The organism is Streptomyces sp. NEAU-YJ-81 (genome assembly GCF_017592595.1).
Taxonomy (GTDB): domain Bacteria; phylum Actinomycetota; class Actinomycetes; order Streptomycetales; family Streptomycetaceae; genus Streptomyces; species Streptomyces hygroscopicus_B.
The window spans coordinates 89,414-109,827 of sequence record NZ_JAGFNO010000024.1; the positions used below are offsets into that span (position 1 = coordinate 89,414).

Below are 20,414 nucleotides of genomic sequence, written 5' to 3' on the forward strand. Positions count from 1 at the left end.
GAGCATAGTCGGGACCACGGGACGGGCTCAGCCGACTCTGTCAGGTAACTCACGTATACCTACCGGGGCCTCGCCCCTAGAATTCAGTTACTTAACGGTAGTTAGCACTCTTGGGGAGTGAGAGGCTTGGCGTCCTCGGTGAACGACTTCGACCTGTACCGGCCGTCCGAGGAGCATGACATGCTCCGTGACGCCGTCCGCTCTCTCGCCGAGGCGAAGATAGCCCCCTTCGCGGCAGAGGTCGACGAGGGGGCCCGCTTCCCCCAGGAGGCGCTCGACGCCCTGGTCGCGAACGATCTGCACGCGGTGCACGTCCCCGAGTCCTACGGCGGCTCCGGCGCGGACGCGCTGGCCACCGTGATCGTCATCGAGGAGGTGGCCCGGGTCTGCGCCTCGTCCTCCCTGATCCCGGCGGTCAACAAGCTGGGGTCGCTGCCGGTCATCCTCTCCGCCTCCGAGGAGCTGAAGAAGAAGTACCTGGCCCCGCTCGCCAAGGGCGACGCGATGTTCTCGTACTGCCTCTCCGAGCCGGACGCGGGCTCGGACGCGGCGGGGATGAAGACCAAGGCGGTGCGCGACGGCGACTTCTACGTCCTCAACGGTGTCAAGCGCTGGATCACCAACGCCGGGGTCTCCGAGTACTACACGGTGATGGCCGTCACCGACCCCGAGAAGCGCTCCAAGGGCATCTCCGCCTTCGTCGTCGAGAAGTCCGACCCGGGCGTCTCCTTCGGCGCCCCGGAGAAGAAGCTCGGCATCAAGGGCTCCCCGACCCGTGAGGTCTATCTCGACAACGTCCGCATCCCCGCGGACCGGATGATCGGCGCCGAGGGCACCGGCTTCGCCACCGCCATGAAGACCCTCGACCACACCCGGATCACCATCGCCGCGCAGGCCCTCGGCATCGCCCAGGGCGCCCTGGACTACGCCAAGGGGTATGTCCAGGAGCGCAAGCAGTTCGGCAAGCCGATCGGCGATTTCCAGGGCGTCCAGTTCATGCTCGCCGACATGGCCATGAAGCTGGAGGCCGCCCGGCAGCTCACCTACGCCGCCGCCGCGAAGTCCGAGCGGGGCGACAGCGACCTCACCTTCCAGGGCGCCGCGGCCAAGTGCTTCGCCTCGGACGTGGCGATGGAGGTCACCACGGACGCCGTCCAGCTGCTCGGCGGCTACGGCTACACCCGTGACTACCCCGTGGAGCGCATGATGCGCGACGCGAAGATCACGCAGATATACGAAGGCACGAATCAGGTCCAGCGGATCGTCATGGCCCGCAACCTGCCCGGCACCCGGGGGAGCGCACGATGAGCACGAACGACCCCGTCATACGCAAGGTCGGCGTGGTGGGCTGCGGACTGATGGGCGCTGGGATCGCCGAGGTATGTGCACGCCAGGGCCTGGATACACTCGTGTACGAGGTCGACGGCGCGGCGCTGGAATCCGGCCGAGGCAGGATCACCCAGTCCCTCACCCGAGCCCTCGAACGAGGCAAGCTGACGGCGCAGGATCGTGACGCCGTGGTGGACGCACTCGCGTTCACGACCGATCTGAACGACTTCGCCGACCGGGACCTGGTGATCGAGGCCGCGCCGGAGGACGAGGCACTCAAGACCGACATCTTCGCCACCTTGGACCGGGTCGTTCTCCGGCCCGACGCCCTGTTCGCTTCCAACACCTCGTCGATCCCCATCATGAAGCTCGGCGCGGCTACTTCACGGCCGGGCCAGGTGATGGGGCTGCACTTCTTCAACCCCGTTCCGGTGCTCGATCTGGTCGAGCTCGTGCCGTCTCTGGTCACCGCCGACACGGCATGGGATCGAATGCGCCACTTCGCTGCTGACGTCCTGGGCCGGCATGTCATCGTCTCTCAGGACCGAGCGGGATTCGTGGTCAACTCCCTGCTGATTCCCTATCTTCTCGCGGCCATCCGTATGTTCGAGTCCGGATTCGCCGTTGCCCAGGACATAGACGAAGGCATGGTGCGCGGCTGCGCGCACCCGATGGGGCCCCTCGCGCTGGCCGACCACATCGGCCTCGACACGACCCTGGCCGTTGCGGAGTCCCTCTACGGCGAGTTCAGGGAGCCGCTTTACGCACCGCCGCCACTGCTGTCCCGGATGGTCGAGGCCGGCCACCTCGGGCGCAAGGCCGGCCGGGGCTTCTACACCTACTCGGCACCTGTGGCCCGATGATCGCGCTGTACGGATCGTCGACAGCCGCCGCGCGTTTCCGTCCTGTGCAGGGGGGCCTTGTCACACCCCTGAACGCTGTTACCCGGCACAGCTCGGTCCCCCACAAGGAGGTCGAAGCGAGGAAAGTGGATGGGGGGCGAGCCACCCGTGAGGCGTGCGTCCCCCGAGTAACACGGTGATGCATGCTGCGCACACCATCCCGCACTGAAGAAAGCGCACTTCACATGCCCACATGGCTGATCACAGGATGCTCGACCGGACTCGGCCGCGCCCTCGCCCGGACAGTGCTCGAACGGGGCTGGAACGCGGTCGTCACGGCACGCAACGCGGCCTCGGTCCAGGACTTCCCCGCGCTGTACCCCCGCACCGCGCTCGCGCTCCCGCTCGATGTCTCCGACACAACGCAGGTCGGAGAGGCCGTCCGGGCGGCGGAGGACCGGTTCGGGGGTGTGGATGTGCTGGTGAACAACGCCGGGCACGGTTATCGCGCCGCTGTCGAGGAGGGCGAGGAAGAGGACGTCGCCGAGCTGTTCACGACCAACTTCTTCGGCGCGGTCGAGATGATCAAGTCGGTGTTGCCCGGTATGCGAAAGCGCCGCAGTGGGGCGATCGTGAACGTCTCGTCCATCGCCGGTCGGCTGGCGCTGCCGGGGTCCGGTTACTACTCGGCCACCAAGTTCGCCCTCGGGGGCGTGTCCGATGCGCTGCGCAAGGAGGTGGAACCGCTCGGTATCAAGGTGATCCTGGTCGAGCCCGGCGCCTTCCGCACGGACTTCGCTGGGCGTTCGCTCCAGCAGTCACGGGTCGTCATCGCGGACTACGACGACACCGCGGGCCTTCGGCGCAAGCAGAACGACACCAGTCATGGGCGCCAGCCCGGCGATCCCGCTCGCGCCGCGCAGGCCATCATCACGGCCGTGGACTCCGCCGACACGCCGTTCCGGTTGTTGCTGGGCAGTGACGCGGTCAAGGTCGTCGGGGATGAGCTACAAGCTCAGATCGAGGAGCTCCAGGCGTGGAAGGAGACGAGTCTGAGCACCGATTTCCCCGAGTGACGTCCGGCGTTCCGCGCCCCGGCGCCGCTGTGGGCCTCGGCGTCACTCTCCCGAGGCCCACAGTCCTAACGGTCGCGTGCGGCGGTCACGGACGCCCGGTGAACAAGGCGGTCAACCGCTCCACGTTCTCAAGGCATTCAAGGCTGCGGGCGTCCGCGATCCAGGCACTCACGTCCTGGTCCGGCTCGGCTTGGAGCCACTTGGCGGACAGGTCGTCCCAGGTGACCCCGCCCCGCGCGCTGTGGCCGCGCGGGTGGTCGACGCGTTCGGTGACCGTCCTGCCGTCCTTGGTCCTGATGGTGACGACCGCTCCCCGGCCGTCGGGGGCTTGAGCCTCCAGAAGCGGATTCACGACCACGGTGATCCGGGCTCGCATCCTGGTGAAGGCAGGATCGTCGAGGACGGAGGGGAAGTACGTCTCGTTGAGCCGGAGCCCTCCGCGCAGGAGAGCCACGGCGAGCATGTCCTGCACACAGATGCTGTGCATCCGCCGGTCGTCCACCACCCGCAGTGCGCGGGCCGGCATCCCCACCTGTACCGCGGAGATGGTCTCGGAGTCCAGGCGGTGGCGTGCGACGAGCGACAGGGCCGCTTCGACCGGGGAGTGGATCGGGTATCCGGCCCGCAAGAACTTGAAGTTCGCCCCCAGCACGGCGAAATCCCTTCCGAGGTCGCGCGTCACCGTCTCCAAGGCGTTGTCCGTTCCCCAGGCGTCGAACAGGCCGTGCCGGTCACCCAGGATGTCATCGCACCCTTCGAATCCGGTGGCCGCCATCAGGGCCGCACTGACGCCCGCCATGGCGTACTGGCCGTTGCAGAACGCCTTGCTGATGTGCCGCCGCTCCTGGAACAGCGCGCAGAGCCCGTTCGCCTGGAACGTCGCCAGCGCCATCGCGTGACAGTGCTGCTCCGGGGACAGGCCCATGAGCCGGCTGCACGCCACCGAGGCGGCGACAGCGTGCAGAAAGTCCGAGTTCAGGTGATGTCGTTCCTTGACGCCGAAGAGACCACCGCAGGCTTCGATGAGCCGGACACCGACGTCGTAGCCCAGCACCACGGCGTTGAGGAGTTCTCCGCCACTCGCCCTCTGCCGCTCTGCCATGGCGACCGCGGCGTGGACGAGTGTCGCGCCGGGGTGACCGCCGACGACATGCGCGCCGTCGATCTCGTCCGCGTGTCCCGCCGTTCCGTTGGCGAGAGCGGCGAGCGGCGCGCAAACGCGCAGGGAAGTGCCGAGGACAGAGCACTCCGCAGGACCGGCCATCCCGGCGACGTAGCGCGCCGCGAGCGCGCCGGCCGGCTGTTCTCTGCCGAAGTGGGCACTGCCCATCTCGTCCAGGATCACCTGTTTCGCGCGCTCGCGTACCTCTTCGGGAATCGCTGCCAGCGAGGTGGAGGCCGCGTACTGCGCCAGTGTGAGGGTGGGCGATCCGGTCACCGGTTCACCGCCTCCAGGCGGGGTTCGGTCAGCGCTTCGGGTGCGGTGATCACGGCGTCGTTCGCCGTGTGACGGACGGGTGGACGCCACGAGATCGGGCTTGCCGACATCGCAGTCACCTCCTGGCTTCCAGAGGGAGGAAAGATGGGTACCGCCGAGGACGAGAGGGCGGAGGGCGTCGGTGAGGTCGTAGTGCAGAGTGCGGGCGACACCCCGCCCGGAGGCGCCTGTGCCACCAGCGCCCGGATCACGGATGCTGGTGACAGCGGGCGCCTCGCACCGTGCGCTGATCCGCCGTCACCCACTTGGCGCTCGAATCCTCAGGTCGGGTCTGCCGGCGTGGCGCGTTCGAGGTCGAGCTGTCGTGTCTCGCCGACGGTGAGCACGCTGATCAGGCTGATGAGGCAGACGCCGGCCAGCATGCAGCCGAAGACGAACCCGCCGAAGGAGTCGATGACGGAGGCCGCGACCAGGGGTGGTACACCGCCGCCGAGCATGCCGGCGAGGCTGTAGCTGAGACCGGCCGCGGTGTAGCGGTAGCGGGTGTGGAAGAGCTCGGAGAGGAACGCGCCCTGAGGCCCGGTGGCGACCCCGGAGATGAACATCGTCACGGGGAGTCCGATCGCGAAGACCGCGCGGGAGCCGATGTCGAGGATGGGGAACAGGGCCAGTGCCCATACGACGGCTGCGGAGGCCGCGCCGACGATGACCCAGCGCCGTCCGATGCGGTCGGAGAGGACCGCGCCGAGCACAACCCCGGCGGAGATCGACAGGCCGCCCGCCATCGCCATGCCCAGGACGAAGGTGTGTGGCAGTTCGAGTACCGCCGTGCCGTAGCTGACCAGGTAGGTGCCGCCGATATAGGTCAGCGCGAAGCCGACCATCACCGTGCCTGCGCCGAGCAGCACCTGGAGCGGCTGGTGCTTGAACGCCTCGACGAACGGCATCCGGGAGGTGCCCGACTGTGCGATCTGCTTCTTGAACACCGGGGTTTCGTCCATCCGCAGCCGGACCCAGAGGCCGAAGATGACGAGCAGGAAACTGGCGACGAAGGGGATCCGCCAGCCCCAGCTGGTGAAGGTGTCGTCGCTCATGAGCAAGGTGGTCAGGAAGAAGGTGAGGTTGGAGAGCGTGATGGCGGCGCCCCCGCCGAAGTTGGGGAACATCGACCAGAAGCCGCGTTTGCCCTTGGGGGCGTGCTCGGAGGAGAAGAGGACGGCGCCGGCGAACTCGCCGCCCGCGGCCAGCCCCTGCAGGATGCGCAGCACCACGATCAGGATGGGTGCGGCCACGCCGATCTGGTTGGCAGTGGGCATGCAACCGACGAGGATCGTGGCCAGTCCCATGAGCAGCATGGTCGCGATGAGGGACTTCTTGCGTCCCAGGCGGTCGCCGAAGTGCCCGAACAGGATGCTGCCGAACGGCCGGGCCACGAAGGCGACGCCGTATGTGGCGAATGAGGCGACGGTGCCTTCGGCCTCGCCCAGGGCTGGGAAGAATACGTGGGGGAAGACCAGGGCTGCGGCTGTGCCGTAGATGCCGAAGTCGTAGAACTCGATCACGGTGCCGATGAAGCTGGCGGTCGCGACTCGTTTCATCCCTGGAGGAGGTGTTTCTTCGGCCGGCGGGTGGGGTGCTCCGACTGGCGGAATCGTCTGTTCCTGTGAGTGCGTCATTGCATCTCCCTGTTGTCGACGCGGCTTCGTCGCGGCGTCAGAAGGGCCGACAGCCGGGGAAGCCGGTCCGTCGACAGGGCGCGGCGTTGACCGCGCACGTTCTGATGGGCGTCAGTCGAGGAACTCGCCGGTTCGCGGCACCTCTTCCGCGATCCGGAGAATCTCGGTGTTCATGGCGCCGAGCCCGTTGAAGTCAACCTTCATGAACGCGTCCTTTTCGTGGAGGGACGAGGTCTCGGCGGGCCGGCTGGGGACACGGTCGTACTGTGTGGTTCGTATATAAGAACTCAAGACCGTATGTGCGATTGACCGTAAGACCCCGTGCTGAGCGTGTCAACGCTCGCGCGCAGGGCTTTTTGATTGGCGCAACGCCCTCGGCCCCATTGACATCACCCGGCCCGACTCATAGCCTCATGGCTGTAAATACGCACTAGAGTTCGTAAATACGTCCAGTCGGCGACATGCTCGCACGACTGCCTTGCGGATGTGCAAGTGATCAATGCCGGGCAGTGCTGCTTCGTCCCGTGCGGCTCGGTGCTGATGGCCCCGTCTGGATGCGGAAGTCGTCGAGGCCGAGCCTCCTGAGGCCCCTGTCGGCGGCTGCTCGCCGTCGACGAAGACGGATCCGAGCGACCGCAGAAGGTAAGGAGCTGAACCATCATGGCAGTTGACGCAGGCATCGCGGTCCTTCCGCCCGGGCAGCAGAAGCTGGAGATCCGGGAAGTGGCGCTGGACGCCCTTGGTCCCTACGAAGTCGTTGTGCGGCAGAAGGCTTTCGGGGTGTGTCACAGCCAACTGGACCGGATTTACGATCCCTCGCGGACCGAGTCGATGCTGCTCGGGCACGAGTCCATCGGAACGGTGGCCACGGTGGGCGACCAGGTCCGCCACGTGGCGCCCGGAGACGAGGTGCTCATCACCTGGATCCCGCGTACGCCGCTCGACGGCCGCCCTCCGGTGCCCTCGCAGGTCGCCTTTCCGGATGGTGACCTGGCCAGGACCCACAACACCTTCACCTGGGGCACCCACGCCGTCGTCGACGAGCAGTATGTGGTCAAGGCCCCGGCGGGCACCCCGCTGGACCTCGGCTCGATCATCGGATGCGCGCTCATGACCGGCGCCGGTGCGGTGATGAACAGCGCCCAGGTCCGTCCGGGCCAGAGCGTCGCCGTCTGGGGCGCCGGAGGCGTCGGACTGTGCGCCATCGCCGGAGCCGCCATTCTCGGGGCCTCTCCGGTCGTCGCCGTCGACGTCGACGACGACAAACTGAAGCTCGCGCGGCAGTTCGGGGCGACCGATGTGGTCAATGCCAAGAAGATCGACCCGGTGGCGGCCATCCGTGCGCTGACCGGGCATGACGACGGGACGCGAGGCGTCGACTACGCCCTCGACTGCACCGGTATCGGCGCGAACATCCCGGTCAGTCTCGCGTCCGTGCGCCCAGGTGTTCGCGGAGCCGGCATCCGCGGCGGAGCCGACGTGCTCGTCGGTATTCCGCGGGTGCCCTTCCAGCTGGACAGCATGGATCTCCTCAACGGCGAGAAGAGCCTCCTCGGCTGCGTCGGCGGGAGCTGTGATCCGGCCCGCGACTTCGAGACCTTCGTCGAGTGGACCCGTGACGGGCGGTTCGACCCGAGCGCGCTGGTCACCGACCGGTTCTCGCTGGACGAGCTCAACACCGCGGTCGAGGCACTCCATGAGGGCCGGATCCGCGGCCGTGCCGTCGTCGAACTCGAGGGATGAGCCAGTTCGACGGCGTCGCCGAACACAGCCCGCTCCCCGAAGTGGTGCAGGCGCGACAGTTCCTCGCCGCCCAGGCCGCCCTGCTGGGCACGGCGGACTTCGCCGAGGGTCATCACCGCCCCTGCGCAGGAAGCGGCCTCCGCTTCGCGGGTTCGTAATTATGAATACCTGGTCGGTCTCGGCTACATTGGGCATCGTGACGGACACGTCTTCAGCTTCCGACGACAGCGGCCCGAAGAACCACCGGACCGTCGACCGGGTGACGCAGATCCTCGAGGAGGTCGTCTACCACCCGGGCATCGGCTTCGCCGAAATCGCCCGGGCGCTGGGTGCCCCCAAGAGTTCGGTGCACGGCTTCATCCGGGGCCTTCAGGCCAAAGGGTGGTTGTACGAAGACAATCACCGTTTCTACCTCGGCCCCGCCGTCTACGGTCTCACCCTGGCCAGTGGTCACATCCGCGCTGGGCAGGTGACGCAAGCCGATCTCGACGCGCTGCACGAGGCGACCGGGTTGACCGTCTTCCTCGGGGTTGAGGCCGGCGACCACCTGATCTACATCGGAGAGTCGGGCACGGACGCGCTCACCGGCTTCGCGGCACGCAGCAACATTCGCCGCACGCTGCTGTCCACGGCAGGCGGCAAGGCCCTGCTGGTGGCGCGGCCTGATGCCGACCGGGAGGCCTACCTGCGTCGCCAGCAGTCGGAGAATGCCGAGCTCGTCTCCGAGTTCCTGGCCGAATTCGCCGACATCAGCAAGAGCCGTGTCGCGAAAAACCTCCGCCACCACGGGGCCCAGCTCGCGCTCGCTGCCGTCGTGCGCAACCAAGCCGGAGACAGCGTCGCCGCGGCCATCCTGATCGGCCAGGCAGCGGAGATGAAGCGCCGCGAGGCCAAGCTGCGCAGGACACTCCTCAAGCACGTCGACTCCTGGTCACTGCATACTGTTTCAGCGCGGGAGCCCATCTGACCGCCGTGTGACCTGGGAGTTCGGAAACTTATGGACCTCGCGGGTGGAGACGTCGTCGTCACCCGCGATCATGTGTTGCGGTGACGTGACAGGCGGCTCGGATCATCCTCTTCGCGGGGGTGTTCGCCGGATCGCTCGTGAAGCTCAGGAACTCCGGGTCCCAGGGCCAGTGCCGCCGGTCGTCCTCACGCGGCCGGCCGTTCTTCTTCAGCCTCCCTGCACCTGACGTCGGGCGACGACGCGGGTTCTCAGGCGTGTACTGCCTCAGCGATCTCCTCCAGTGAGGAGGATCCGTGCGGGGTGCCGCGCATGAAGGCGCGGACCCTGGCCTGCCCCGCCGTCGTTCATCGTGGCGGCGCTCGCCGTCCCCGCCCTGACCCACCGGCTGGGCAACGGGATTCGCCGGCGGCCTCGGTGCGAGGGCTGTCCGCATGGCCTGGCCGAGCCGGGTCGGTCCAGACCATGACGGCATTGACCGTGTGCTCGGCGGGGGCCTACTGTAATTGCCATAATAACGATCCGTCGTTCATTATTGCGAACTGCTGAGGTGTGATGCAGACGTCGTCGCAGGCCGAGCTCGCCGAGGCATACCGTCGCCCGGAGGAGCGGCCCACCCGCCGGATCGAGGGATTCGCGGTGGCGGGCGGCGCGTGGGCGACGACGGTCCCGTTCCCCAGCCCGCTGGCGTACTCGTACTCCTACGCGCTGCGCTATCCCGACGGGCTCGTCATCGTCGATCTCGGTTGGGACTCCGATGAGGCCTGGCATGCCTTTCTCGCCGGTCTCTCGCGGGCGGGGGCCGACCTCGACGAGGTGATCGGCGTCGTCGTCACCCACGCGCATCCGGACCACTACGGGCTCGCTTCCCGTATCCGGGAGCACACTTCGGCGTGGATCGGGGCCCACCCGGGTGAGCGTGCCCAGATCCGGGTCGACGCCGCGGAACGCCGTGCGCGGCTCGCCGAGATCACGGACTGGCTGCGGGACTGTGGCGTACCGGGATCGCTGCTCGCCGAGCTGGACGGCGAACTCGGCGCACTCGACGCCGTGTTGCCGACGATCGAGCCGGACGTGGAGCTCCAGGACGGTGTCCCGGTTCCCGGCACGGGCGGAGCCCTGGTCCCGGTGCACACTCCTGGCCACACCGCGGGACACCTGTGCTTCCACGAACGCGAGCGGAACCTGCTGCTGACCGGTGACCACATCCTGCCGAAGGTGACGCCGAACGTCGCGCGCAGGCCGGGCTCCGACCCGGATCCGCTGCGGGACTTCCTAACGTCCCTGGGCCGTCTGCACCGGATCCCGGACTCCGCGGTGGTGCTCCCGGGCCACGAGTGGCCGTTCGACCGGCTGTCCCGTCGCGTCGACGTCCTGCGTCAGCACCACCACGAGCGGCTCGCGGAGATCGAGCACGCCGTCGTGCGCGGGTGCGACACGGTGTGGAAGGTCGCGGAGGCGGTGTCGTGGGCGCGGGACTTCTCGGCCTTCACTCCGCGCTCACTGCGATCGGCGCTCGCCGAGACCTCGGCGCATTTGATCCGGCTGGCCGAGGAAGGGCGTATCCGGCGTAGCGGATGCGGGCCGGAGCGTTGGACCACCGAGCAATCCGACCCCACTCAGTGACGAGGAGACCCATGGTGACATCGCAGTCCCGACAGTTCGTGCTGGTCCATGGCGGGCGACACGGGGGGTGGTGTTGGCGGCCGGTGGCGCGACGGCTGCGCGCCGCCGGACACGAGGTGTTCACCCCGACGCTGACCGGACTCGGTGATCGGGCACACCTGCTCACCCGCGAGGTCGGTCTGGCCACCCATGTCGAGGACATCGTCGCGACGTTCGAGTACGAGGACATCCGCGACGCGGTGCTCGTGGGTCACAGCTACGGAGGCATGCCGGTCACGGGCGCGCTGGAGCGGATCGGCGACCGTGTCCGGGCGCAGGTCCTGCTCGACGCCCAGGTGCCGCGGACCGGCGAGTCCGTGTTCGACCTCAACGGCCCCCAGCGCGCGGAGGCGATGATCGCGCTGGCGGACGAAACGGGCGAGGGGTGGTACATCCCGCCCGCGGACGCAGCCCGCTACGGCGTGACCGACCCGGTCGACGTGGCCTGGGTGAACAGTCGAATGACCGCCCAGCCGCTCAGGACCTACCAGGATCCGAGCGGGCCGACCGACCGCGCCTGGCGGCACCCGGGGATCTTCGTCGAGTGCGTCCCCTCGTCCCAGGAACCGCACATACTCGAGCGTATGCGGATCCGGAGCGCCGAGGACCCCCACTTCGGCTACCGGGTATTGAAGACGGCGCACAACGCGATGGTCACCGATCCCGAGGCCGTCACCGCGTTGCTCATCGAGGCGCTCGAGCTGGGCTGAGCGGGGCGGGACCGGTGCCCACCGCCGACGGCCCGGTGCGGGTCGGTGCCCCGTCGGCGAAGCCGACTGTGCTCATGATCGCGGCCGCGCCTGGATGGTGCGGTCCGAGCGCGGTTCGGTGTCGTGTGCATTGACCGCGCGTAGCGATGGACTGTAGCGTCGAAGTCGCAATAAGGGACACTGGTTCGTATATGCGATCCCCGTGTGTGTGCTGCGGCGGCCTCGGTGGTGATCGCGCGAGGGAGTCAGCCGTGATCGAGCGAGACACGATCTTCATCGACGGCAAGTGGGTCGGGTCGGCGGGCACCGGGACCCTCACCGTGGTCAACCCGGCGACCGAGGAGCCGATCGCGACGGTGCCACGGGGCCACACCACCGACGTCGACCGCGCCGCCCAGGCCGCCGCCCGGGCGTTCGAGACCTGGTCACGGTCCTCGCTCGAGGAACGGGCAGCGGTGCTCACCCGCATCGCCGACATCCTCGAGGCGAAGGCCGAAGAACTGACGCGATCGACCGTGAGCGAGATCGGCACGCCGATCGCGCTGGCCCGCTGGTCCCACGTCGCCGCCCCCATCAACGACCTGCGTATCGCCGCGGCGAGCATCAAGGACATCCTCTGGGAGGAGCGGTTCGACGACACGATCGTGCGGCGCATCCCCGCAGGTGTGGCAGGGGCGATCACCCCGTGGAACGGCCCCATGCGGATGATCGCGCTCAAGGCGGGGGCCGCCATCGCGGCGGGGTGCACCATGGTGCTCAAGGGAACCGAGGTCGCGCCGCTGAGTTCGTTCGTGTTCGCCGAGGCCGCTGCCGAGGCCGGGCTACCGGACGGCGTGTTCAACCTGGTCAGCGGGACGGGCCCGGAGATCGGTGAGGCGCTCGCGACCCACCCGCTCATCGACATCGTGTCGCTGACCGGCTCGGTGCGCGCGGGCAGCCGGGTGATGGAGCTCGCGTCCAAGTCGGTCAAGCGCGTGGCACTGGAACTCGGCGGCAAGTCCGCCAACATCATCCTCCAGGACGCCGACCTGGAGAAGGCCGTCACGGACGGGCTCACCGACGCCTTCCGCAACGCGGGCCAGGTCTGCGGCGGACTCTCACGGACGCTGGTTCCGCGGTCGCGGCTGGTCGAGGCCGAGGAGATCGCCGCGGCGAAGGCCGCGAGCTTCGTCATCGGCGACCCCTTCGACGAGGCGACGACCCTCGGACCGGTCGTCTCGGACGCCCAGCGCGAGCGCGTGCGCCGCTACATCCGGACCGGAATGGAGGAGGGGATGCGGCTGGTCACGGGGGGCCCGGAGGCGCCGGTCCACCTCGACCGGGGCTACTACGTGCGGCCGACCGTATTCAGCGGCACCAACAACGACACGCTGGCGCGGCAGGAGGTCTTCGGGCCGGTCAACGTCATCATCCCGTTCGACGACGAGGATGACGCCGTCGCGATCGCCAACGACTCCGACTACGGGCTCGCCGGCGGCGTCTGGTCCGCCGATCCCGAGCGGGCCCGCGAGGTCGGGCGGCGTATCCGCACCGGGCGCGTGCGCATCAACGGCGCTCCCATCGACATGCGCGCTCCGCACGGCGGTCTGAAGCTGTCGGGCATCGGCCGCGAGATGGGCCGGTACGGGATCGAGGAGTACCTCGAGTACCAGTCGCTCATCAGCTGACCGTCGGACGGACACGGCCATCCCCTCGGAAGGAGTCAGCGTTGATCACCGCACGCGCCCGGGCCATGACCGGTCCGACCGCCCCGTTCAGCACCATCACCATCGAGCGCCGCGACGTCGGCCCGACGGATGTGCTGCTGGACATCGCCTACGCCGGTGTCTGCCACACCGACGTGCACCACGCCCGCGCGGAGTTCGGGCACACCCACTACCCGATCGTCCCGGGTCACGAGATCGCCGGTGTCGTCCGCGAGGTCGGCTCCGAGGTCACCGGGCTCGCGGTGGGCGACCAGGTCGGCATCGGATGCCTGGTCGACTCCTGCCGGGAGTGCGCGGTGTGCCGTGCGGGGCAGGAGTCGTACTGTCGCCGCGGAAAGGTTCTGACCTACAACGGGATCGGTCGCGACGGGCAGGTCACGCTCGGCGGCTACAGCGAACGCGTGGTCGCCGACCAGCGCTTCGTGGCCCGTATCCCGGACGCGTTGCCGCTGGAGTCCGCGGCGCCCCTGCTGTGTGCGGGCATCACGATGTACCAGCCGCTGCGCTTCTGGGATGCCGGGCCCGGCAAGCGGGTCGGCATCCTCGGGTTCGGTGGGCTCGGGCACATCGGGGTCCAGATCTCGCACGCCCTCGGCGCGCACACGACGGTCCTCGAGCTCACCGAGAACCGGCGTGCCGACGCCGAGCGCCTCGGGGCGGACGACTACCGCACGACCGGCGACCTGGAGGCGATACGGGACTCGTTCGATCTCATCGTCTCGACGGTCCCATCGAACTACGACCTCTCCGCCCATCTCGACCTGCTCGACTTCGACGGCACCTTCGTCAACCTCGGGGTGCCGGACGAGCCGCTGCGGATCGACCCCTACACACTGCTGACCAATCGGCGCAAGCTCGCCGGCTCCATGAGCGGCGGCATGCCCGAGACGCAGGAAATGCTGAACTTCTGTGCCGCGCACGGGATCAAGGCCGAGACCGAGATGATCGCGGCAAAGGAGCTGGACGAGGCGTACGACCGCCTCACCGCGGGCGACGTGCGGTACCGGTTCGTGCTCGACACCTCCACCATCGCCGCGACCTGAGCGATGCGGCACCGACACCGACGGCCGGTCCGGCACCCCCGCAGGAGGTGTGCCGGACCGGCCGTCGTTCGACCTACTGCCTGTCCCGCTCGGCGGTCAGCTTCTCGATCAGCGTGTCGGCGAAGCGGACGAGCAGGTCGGCGGCCGCCGGGTCCGCCCGCCCCTCGCCGGGCATGCCCGCCACCTCCTCGCGATACTTCCGCACGAGCGCGAGCGCCCTACCGAACGCCTCCGTCGGGCGATGACGTCCGAGTGCCGGTCCGCCGCGTAGCCCTTGGCGGCCGAGGTGACGGCCCGGTCGAGGGTGCCGAGCAGATACGGCACACCGCCCACCTGCTCGATCACGATCTCGCGCCCCCTGAGGGCGCGACCGTACCGCTCATCGATGGCCCTCCTTGTCGTGCGGTGCAGGCGTCGTCGTCGGCCCCACCAGGGTCGTTCAGCGGAACTCGCGGCGCTCGACCACAAGCGGGTCGTGGCTCGGGATGACTTCACACCCGAGCTTCTTGATCCGTTTCAGGCTGTCCTCGTAGGCCACGATGTCGGTGAAGATGCCGGACGGGATGGGCTCCTCCTCGGCGTCGCCCGGCCAGTTCTCGTAGAGATCGATACAGTCGCCGGCGAGCAGGTAGCGCGTCGTCCCTGCCGCGACGACGACCCCTTGAGATCCGGGCGTGTGCCCGGGCAGGGTGATCACCGAAACGCCGGGTGCCACCTCGGCGTCGCCGTCGATCGCGTCGATCCGGTCCTCGGCGCGGCGCCATGCCGCCGTCAGCTCGGGCAGGTGCTCGAACTGACGGTGGTGCCACGGCACGGGATTGCTCGCGTAGTCGATCTCGCGCTGCTGGACGACGATGCGGGCGTTCGGGAACAGGTGGTTGTTCGAGCTGTGGTCCCAGTGCAGGTGGGTGTTGACGACGACACCGACCTCCGCCGGATCCACACCCAGCGCCCTGAGCGCCGCTTCGGGCCGCTCCTCGGGGGTCTGCTCCATCCGGATCCCGTGGTGCTCCGCGGCTCGGTCGAGGTCGGCGCCGGTGTCGACGACCACGGGGGCGCCGCCGCCCTGGATCACGAACATGATGAGCGGGATGTCCAGGGTCTCACCCCATCCCCGTAGGTAAGTGAGCGACGGCTTGGGGAGACCGAACGCGCGGCCGACGGACACGGCGGTGATGCTCAGGGTCATGCGGTCTTCTCCTCGGACTGCGTTACCTCGGTGAGTTCGCGGTGGCGTGTCTCGCGCAGGGCGAGCGTGCAGCCCAGCCCGACCAGGCAGTAGGCGGCCAGGAAGATGCCGAACACGAAGCCGCCGTAGCTGCCGATGAGGCTCGCTGCCACCAGCGGCGGGATGGCTCCGCCGAGCACGCCGGCCAGGCTGTAGGACAGCCCGGCAGCGGTGTAGCGGTAGCGGGTGTGGAAGAGCTCGGACAGGAACGACCCGGCGACGCCGAATCCGACACCGGCGATCAGGAAGGTCACCGACATGCCGAGCCAGAAGGCGCCGAGCGAAGCGGTGTCCAGCAGCGGGAACAGGATCAGGGCCCACGGGATGCCCGCGACGTTGGCGATGAGCAGGACCGGCCGACGCCCGAACCGATCGGTCAGCATGCCACCCGCGATGATCGCCAGGCAGTTCAGCAGATTGCCGAACATGCCGGCACCCAGCACCTGGGGCCGCGGCAGGTGCAGCGTCGCGGTGCCGTAGTTGGTGAGGAACCCGATGCCGATGTAACCGAGCGAGAAGGCCATGACCAGCGCGCCGGCGCCGAGCAGGACCTCCTTCCACTGGTGTACCAATGCCTCCTTGAACGGCAGGCCGTCGCCTGCCCGGCGACGCTTGGCCTCCGCCTCGAAGGCGGGGGTCTCCTCGATCCGCAGCCGGACGTAGAGACCGACGACGATGAGCAGGATGCTGAGTATGAACGGCAGCCGCCAGCCCCAGGCCGCAAAGGTCTCGTCGCTCATGTACAGGCCGGTGATCAGGAACGTCCCCAGCGCGAGGATGTTCGCGAACGCCCCGCCCAGGTTGGTGAACATCGCCCAGAAGCCGCGACGGGCCTTCGGCGAGTGTTCGGTGGTGAACAGGGCGGCGCCCGCCCACTCGCCACCGGCGGCCAGACCCTGGGCGATCCGCAGCACGACGAGCACGATGGGCGCCACGACCCCGATGCTCGCCGCGGTGGGCAGCAGGCCGATGAGTACGGTGGACACGCCCATCAGCGACATCGTGACGATGAGGGTGCGCTTGCGTCCGAGACGGTCGCCGAAGTGCCCGAACAGGATCGAGCCCAACGGGCGGGCGACGAAGGCGACGCCCAGGGTCGCGTACGACACAACGGTGCCGGCGTGCTCGCCCAGTGCCGGGAAGAAGGCGTCGGCGAAGACCAGCGCCGCCGCCGTGGCATAGATGCCGAAGTCGTAGAACTCGATGACGGTGCCCATGAAGCTGGCCAACGCCACCTTGCGCATCTTCACCGGCGTCGCCGCCGTGGCTGCGGGCACCGAACGGGCCTGTACGGGCCCGAGGGCTTGAGGTGCCGGCCCCTTGGGGGGAGATTGTGCGGACATCGGACCAACTCCTCGAGTGCTCATCATTGAGGGCGAGGCGGACGAAGAGCGGTTCATCCGTCGTCGGCCGCGAGCGCACGGCTCGCCGGCCGCTCCAGTGGAGTTCGGATATAAGAACTGGTATCTGAAATTGGGAACCGCTCATGGGAAGGTAGCCGCGTCGGTCACTGTCGGTCAATAGCGTGCCGGGCGGTCTCGGAGGGTGAGTCCGGGTCGGTCGGCGACGTTGACACTCCTCGGTCAGGGCGATTCATAATGACGGCTGGTCGTTCTTAATTAGGAACTGGCACGTCTGGTCCGGATGGTGCTGTGCGCGTTCCTCCGCATCGGGACGACCCCTGACGTGGCCATCAATCCGGCCGCGGTGACATCTGGAAGGTTTGGCGACAGCGATGTCCGTACCCACAACTGCCTGGCCCCGACAGCTGCCCCAGAGCGACGACCCCGTCGCCATGCTCATCGACGGGCAGTGGACGAGTCCGTCGACGTCCACTATTCCGGTGTTCGACCCCAGTACCGGCGGCGTCATCGCGTCCGTGCACGATGGTGGTGCGCAGGCAGTCGACACGGCGGTGGTGGCGGCCCGACGCTCCTTCGAAGAAGGGCGGTGGCGCGGCCTGTCCGGGGCCGACCGCGGCGCCGTACTCTGGCGCGCCGGCGACCTCATGCGTGAGCGAGCTGATGACCTGGCGCAACTGGAGAGCCTGAATCTCGGCCTGCCGGTCGCACAGGCCAAGAACATGGTGCTCGAGGCTGCGGCTCAGTTCCGGTACTACGCGGGATGGGCGGACAAAATCCACGGCCGCACGGTGGACCTCGGACCGGCGGACCGCCGCGTCCAGGGGTACACCCTGCGGGAGCCGATGGGCGTCGCCGGGCTCATCACGCCGTGGAACGCGCCGTTGAGCATGGCGGCCAAAAAGCTCGCTCCGGCGCTGGCGGCGGGGTGCTCGTGTGTGCTGAAGCCTGCCGAGGAGACGCCGCTGACCTCTCTCTGGCTCGGGCAGCTGCTGATCGAGGCGGGTGTCCCGGCGGGCGTGGTCAACGTCGTCACCGGAGTCGGTGAGCGTGCGGGCGCTGCACTGGCGGAGCACGCGGACGTCGACACGGTGTCGTTCACGGGATCGACCGAGGTCGGCCGGCTCATCGTGCAGGCGGCCACGGGCAACATGAAGAAGCTGTCGTTGGAGCTCGGCGGCAAGTCCCCGGTCATTGTCTTCGGCGACGCCGACCTCGAGACGGCGATCCCGGGTGCGGCGTCGGCGATCTTCTGGAACTCCGGTCAGGTGTGCGCCGCCGGGACGCGGCTGTTCGTGCACGAGTCCGTGTTCGACCAGGTCGTCCAGGGCGTGGCGGAGATCGGTCGCACGATGCGGCTGGGCGCCGGCTCGGATCCCACCGCCGACCTCGGCCCGCTCATCTCGCGGAAGCAGCTCGAGCGGGTGTCGGGGTACGTCGGTCGTGGCATCGAGGACGGCGCCCGTGTAGTCAGCGGTGGCACCCGCGTCGGGGACCGTGGCTTCTTCTTCGAGCCCACCGTCCTCGTGGACGTCGACCAGTCGATGACCGTCATGCGGGAGGAGATCTTCGGCCCGGTGCTGGGCGTGATGCCCTTCTCCGACACCGACGAGGCTGTCGCGCTGGCCAACGACAGCTCCTACGGTCTCGCCTCCAGCGTCTGGACCCGCGACGGCGCGCTGGCACACTCGGTGGCCCGCCGGCTGCGCGCGGGACGAGTCGGGATCAACCTGCACCGTGCCGGCGGGGCCTACATGCCCGCCGGCGGCTACCGTCAGTCGGGCTGGGGGCGCGAGAGCGGACCGGAGGCCCTGGAGAACTACCTCGAGACCAAGTCAGTGGTGTCGCAGCTTTCCTGACCACCGCATACGAGACGACGGCGGCGAGCGCACCGGGCGCCCGCCGCCGCTTCGTCGGGAAAACGCATGAGGTCGACGAACAGCCCTGTCCTCGTGCGCTCAAGCGCTCTCGGCAACGCACACCGGACGGACTTGCCAGGCGCGGCCCAGGGCCGCGTAACCAGCGTCAGCCAAGCGATGCTCGGCATCCGCGAGGTCGGCCAGTCTCGGGTCGTCGCGTACGGCGCGTTCCAGGACGCTGAGGTGGTGGATGAGCTCGTACTGCAGCTCTACGCGTGCCCTCCGGCCTTCCGGGCTGAACTGGTCTCCGGTGCGATTGACGTCCTCCACAGCGGCAAGTGCCGCGGCCGTGCGAGGAGACTGCGCACGCACCAGTCGGCGTGGAAAGAACCAACTGGTGCCCCAGGTGACGGCCACTGCGGTCATGGCTCCGATCAGGGTGTCGCTGAAGCGGTCGAAGCTGAGAGATGCCATCGTGCCGCCGGTACCGCTGGCCTCGACAGCCAGCAGTGCCATCGGGGTGATGAACATCAGCGCGAACGCGTAGTTCATGGGCAGGACGAGGTATTGACCGACCATGCACAGCAACACAATGACGACGGACCACCACACGGAAGGGTTCAGGGCGGAGACCGCCCAGACGACGCCGATGCCCAGCAGGGTTCCGACCGTGCGGTGTGCGGCGCGGCGCGTGGCCGCGCCCCGGTCCATCCACTGATTGATCACTACGGTCGCGGTGAGGATCGCCCAGTACGGGTGACCTATACCGATCAGTTGGCTGATGGTGCCGGCGATGCCGGCGGCCAACGCCATCCGCCAGGACGTGAAGCACTCCACTGAGTGGCCGCGCAGAGCACGGCTGATCAGGAAGCGCCGGCTCGGCCGCCCGAGCAGCAGCGGGGTGTCCGGGGTCAGCGGACGTATCGCGGAATCAACGCCGAGTCGACCCAGAATGGTCGCGGCCAGGCTGCGGTTGATCTGCATCAGTTCGGCGGCGAGCTCCCGGTGCCGGGGGCCCCGGTCGGCGGGCCACGCGGACCGCAGGGTCAACCAGGCACTGCTGACCGCTTGGTAGGCGTTGTTGCGACTGATTCGTTGTGTCTCCGGGTCGGCGCCCGGTCGTTTCTCATAGGCGGCCACGGCACTCCTGGCCTGTACCACGGCGCGCCGCTCCGGTGCGTGCGGTACGAAGACGAGCGGCACGAGCAACAGGACGGAGGTGAAGATCGCCGCTGAGGCCGTGATGCCTACCGCCTGCCAGCCAACGCGCTGGTCGGCGCCGAAGAACGTGCCGAGCACGGCGGCGTAGAACATCATGACCGGGCTCGGGCCGGCCGTCAGCGTGAAGGCGTAGTAGGCAAGCGAGACAAGCAGGATGATCAGCACGCTGGCCGGGACGATGGCCCACTGGTACGGGGCGACCAGGACACCCGCGGACATGGACGCGGTCAACGCGGCCGACACCAGCAAACCGTTCCTGATTCGGGCCCACAGTGGCCGCCCGGTCTCCCAGAACGTGGTCAGTGCGCCAAGGAGCGAGACCATCCCGAGTTGTGGCCCGAACAGGAGGCAGGCGCAGACGACTGTGACGGTGGAGATGGCGGCTGACACCAGATTCGGTGCGATCGTGGCCGCCGCGGGCCGCAAGGCGAAGAATCCTGCGACTGCCTGCACGGCACGGTTGAAACCGGACGCCGAGGACAAGGGGCTTCCTTCCTGGGACGGCGTAAATGAAGAGTGGCTTCATATTCTACGATGGTGGAGTCGGACACGA

General features: G+C 68.4%; 17 protein-coding genes. 11 read left to right on the top strand and 6 right to left on the bottom strand.

Translation table 11 applies throughout. From position 1 onward, the window contains the following. Positions 1-126: 126 nt before the first annotated feature. From J5X86_RS36340 to J5X86_RS36350, 3 genes are all read left to right on the top strand, one after another. Positions 127-1,308 carry an acyl-CoA dehydrogenase gene (locus J5X86_RS36340; RefSeq protein WP_279595601.1) on the top strand — a complete coding sequence of 394 codons (1,182 nt, stop codon included), beginning with the start codon at positions 127-129 and terminating at the stop codon, positions 1,306-1,308. Further along, positions 1,305-2,192 carry a 3-hydroxybutyryl-CoA dehydrogenase gene (locus tag J5X86_RS36345; protein WP_208520930.1) on the top strand — a complete coding sequence of 296 codons (888 nt, stop codon included), beginning with the start codon at positions 1,305-1,307 and terminating at the stop codon, positions 2,190-2,192. The genes J5X86_RS36340 and J5X86_RS36345 overlap by 4 nt, the downstream gene beginning before the upstream one ends. A gap of 224 nt (positions 2,193-2,416) precedes the next feature. Next, positions 2,417-3,247: an oxidoreductase gene (locus J5X86_RS36350; protein WP_208520931.1), complete on the top strand. Its 831-nt coding sequence runs from the start codon at positions 2,417-2,419 to the stop codon at positions 3,245-3,247. A gap of 85 nt (positions 3,248-3,332) precedes the next feature. Here the strand turns inward: J5X86_RS36350 and J5X86_RS36355 are convergent, their stop codons facing one another. Together J5X86_RS36355 and J5X86_RS36360 are read right to left on the bottom strand one after the other, a co-directional pair. Continuing rightward, on the bottom strand, positions 3,333-4,685 hold the full coding sequence (locus J5X86_RS36355) for an MmgE/PrpD family protein (protein WP_208520932.1): 1,353 nt from the start codon (positions 4,683-4,685) through the stop codon (positions 3,333-3,335). Positions 4,686-5,005: 320 nt separating this feature from the next. Next, positions 5,006-6,283 (bottom strand): MFS transporter, encoded by a 1,278-nt coding sequence (locus tag J5X86_RS36360; protein ID WP_208520933.1) that lies wholly within the window; start codon positions 6,281-6,283, stop codon positions 5,006-5,008. Between the two features lie 738 nt (positions 6,284-7,021). On the opposite strand from J5X86_RS36360, the gene J5X86_RS36365 reads away from it, so the two are divergent. The 7 genes from J5X86_RS36365 to J5X86_RS36395 all read left to right on the top strand — a co-directional run bounded on the left by J5X86_RS36365 (position 7,022) and on the right by J5X86_RS36395 (position 14,192). Next, positions 7,022-8,104: a zinc-binding dehydrogenase gene (locus J5X86_RS36365; protein WP_208520934.1), complete on the top strand. Its 1,083-nt coding sequence runs from the start codon at positions 7,022-7,024 to the stop codon at positions 8,102-8,104. Further along, a complete protein-coding gene (locus tag J5X86_RS36370) occupies positions 8,101-8,262 on the top strand; it encodes a hypothetical protein (protein ID WP_208520935.1) in 162 nt (53 codons plus the stop codon). The genes J5X86_RS36365 and J5X86_RS36370 overlap by 4 nt, the downstream gene beginning before the upstream one ends. 38 nt (positions 8,263-8,300) lie before the next feature. Continuing rightward, positions 8,301-9,071: an IclR family transcriptional regulator gene (locus tag J5X86_RS36375; RefSeq protein WP_208520936.1), complete on the top strand. Its 771-nt coding sequence runs from the start codon at positions 8,301-8,303 to the stop codon at positions 9,069-9,071. Positions 9,072-9,623: 552 nt separating this feature from the next. After that, a complete protein-coding gene (locus J5X86_RS36380) occupies positions 9,624-10,694 on the top strand; it encodes an MBL fold metallo-hydrolase (RefSeq protein ID WP_208520937.1) in 1,071 nt (356 codons plus the stop codon). Between the two features lie 11 nt (positions 10,695-10,705). After that, entirely contained in the window at positions 10,706-11,443 is a 738-nt protein-coding gene (locus tag J5X86_RS36385; protein ID WP_208520938.1) for an alpha/beta hydrolase, read from the top strand. A gap of 251 nt (positions 11,444-11,694) precedes the next feature. Further along, positions 11,695-13,110 (top strand): aldehyde dehydrogenase family protein, encoded by a 1,416-nt coding sequence (locus J5X86_RS36390; protein WP_208520939.1) that lies wholly within the window; start codon positions 11,695-11,697, stop codon positions 13,108-13,110. Positions 13,111-13,151: 41 nt separating this feature from the next. Further along, positions 13,152-14,192 carry an NAD(P)-dependent alcohol dehydrogenase gene (locus J5X86_RS36395; RefSeq protein WP_374229325.1) on the top strand — a complete coding sequence of 347 codons (1,041 nt, stop codon included), beginning with the start codon at positions 13,152-13,154 and terminating at the stop codon, positions 14,190-14,192. 73 nt (positions 14,193-14,265) lie between these two features. On the opposite strand, the gene J5X86_RS52125 is transcribed toward J5X86_RS36395, so the two are convergent. From J5X86_RS52125 to J5X86_RS36405, 3 genes are all read right to left on the bottom strand, one after another. Then, positions 14,266-14,397, bottom strand: a complete 132-nt coding sequence (locus J5X86_RS52125; protein ID WP_279595603.1) for a hypothetical protein — start codon at positions 14,395-14,397, stop codon at positions 14,266-14,268. Positions 14,398-14,631: 234 nt separating this feature from the next. Further along, complete coding sequence (locus tag J5X86_RS36400) at positions 14,632-15,381, bottom strand: N-acyl homoserine lactonase family protein (protein ID WP_208520940.1); 750 nt, start codon at positions 15,379-15,381, stop codon at positions 14,632-14,634. After that, positions 15,378-16,763 (bottom strand): MFS transporter, encoded by a 1,386-nt coding sequence (locus J5X86_RS36405; RefSeq protein ID WP_208520941.1) that lies wholly within the window; start codon positions 16,761-16,763, stop codon positions 15,378-15,380. The genes J5X86_RS36400 and J5X86_RS36405 overlap by 4 nt, the downstream gene beginning before the upstream one ends. Positions 16,764-17,155: 392 nt before the next feature. On the opposite strand from J5X86_RS36405, the gene J5X86_RS36410 reads away from it, so the two are divergent. Beyond that, positions 17,156-18,640 (top strand): aldehyde dehydrogenase, encoded by a 1,485-nt coding sequence (locus tag J5X86_RS36410; RefSeq protein WP_208520942.1) that lies wholly within the window; start codon positions 17,156-17,158, stop codon positions 18,638-18,640. Between the two features lie 99 nt (positions 18,641-18,739). On the opposite strand, the gene J5X86_RS36415 is transcribed toward J5X86_RS36410, so the two are convergent. Next, the gene (locus J5X86_RS36415) at positions 18,740-20,344 is read right to left on the bottom strand and encodes an FUSC family protein (protein WP_208520943.1); all 1,605 of its coding nucleotides are present in this window, start codon (positions 20,342-20,344) and stop codon (positions 18,740-18,742) included. Between the last annotated feature and the right edge of the window lie 70 nt (positions 20,345-20,414).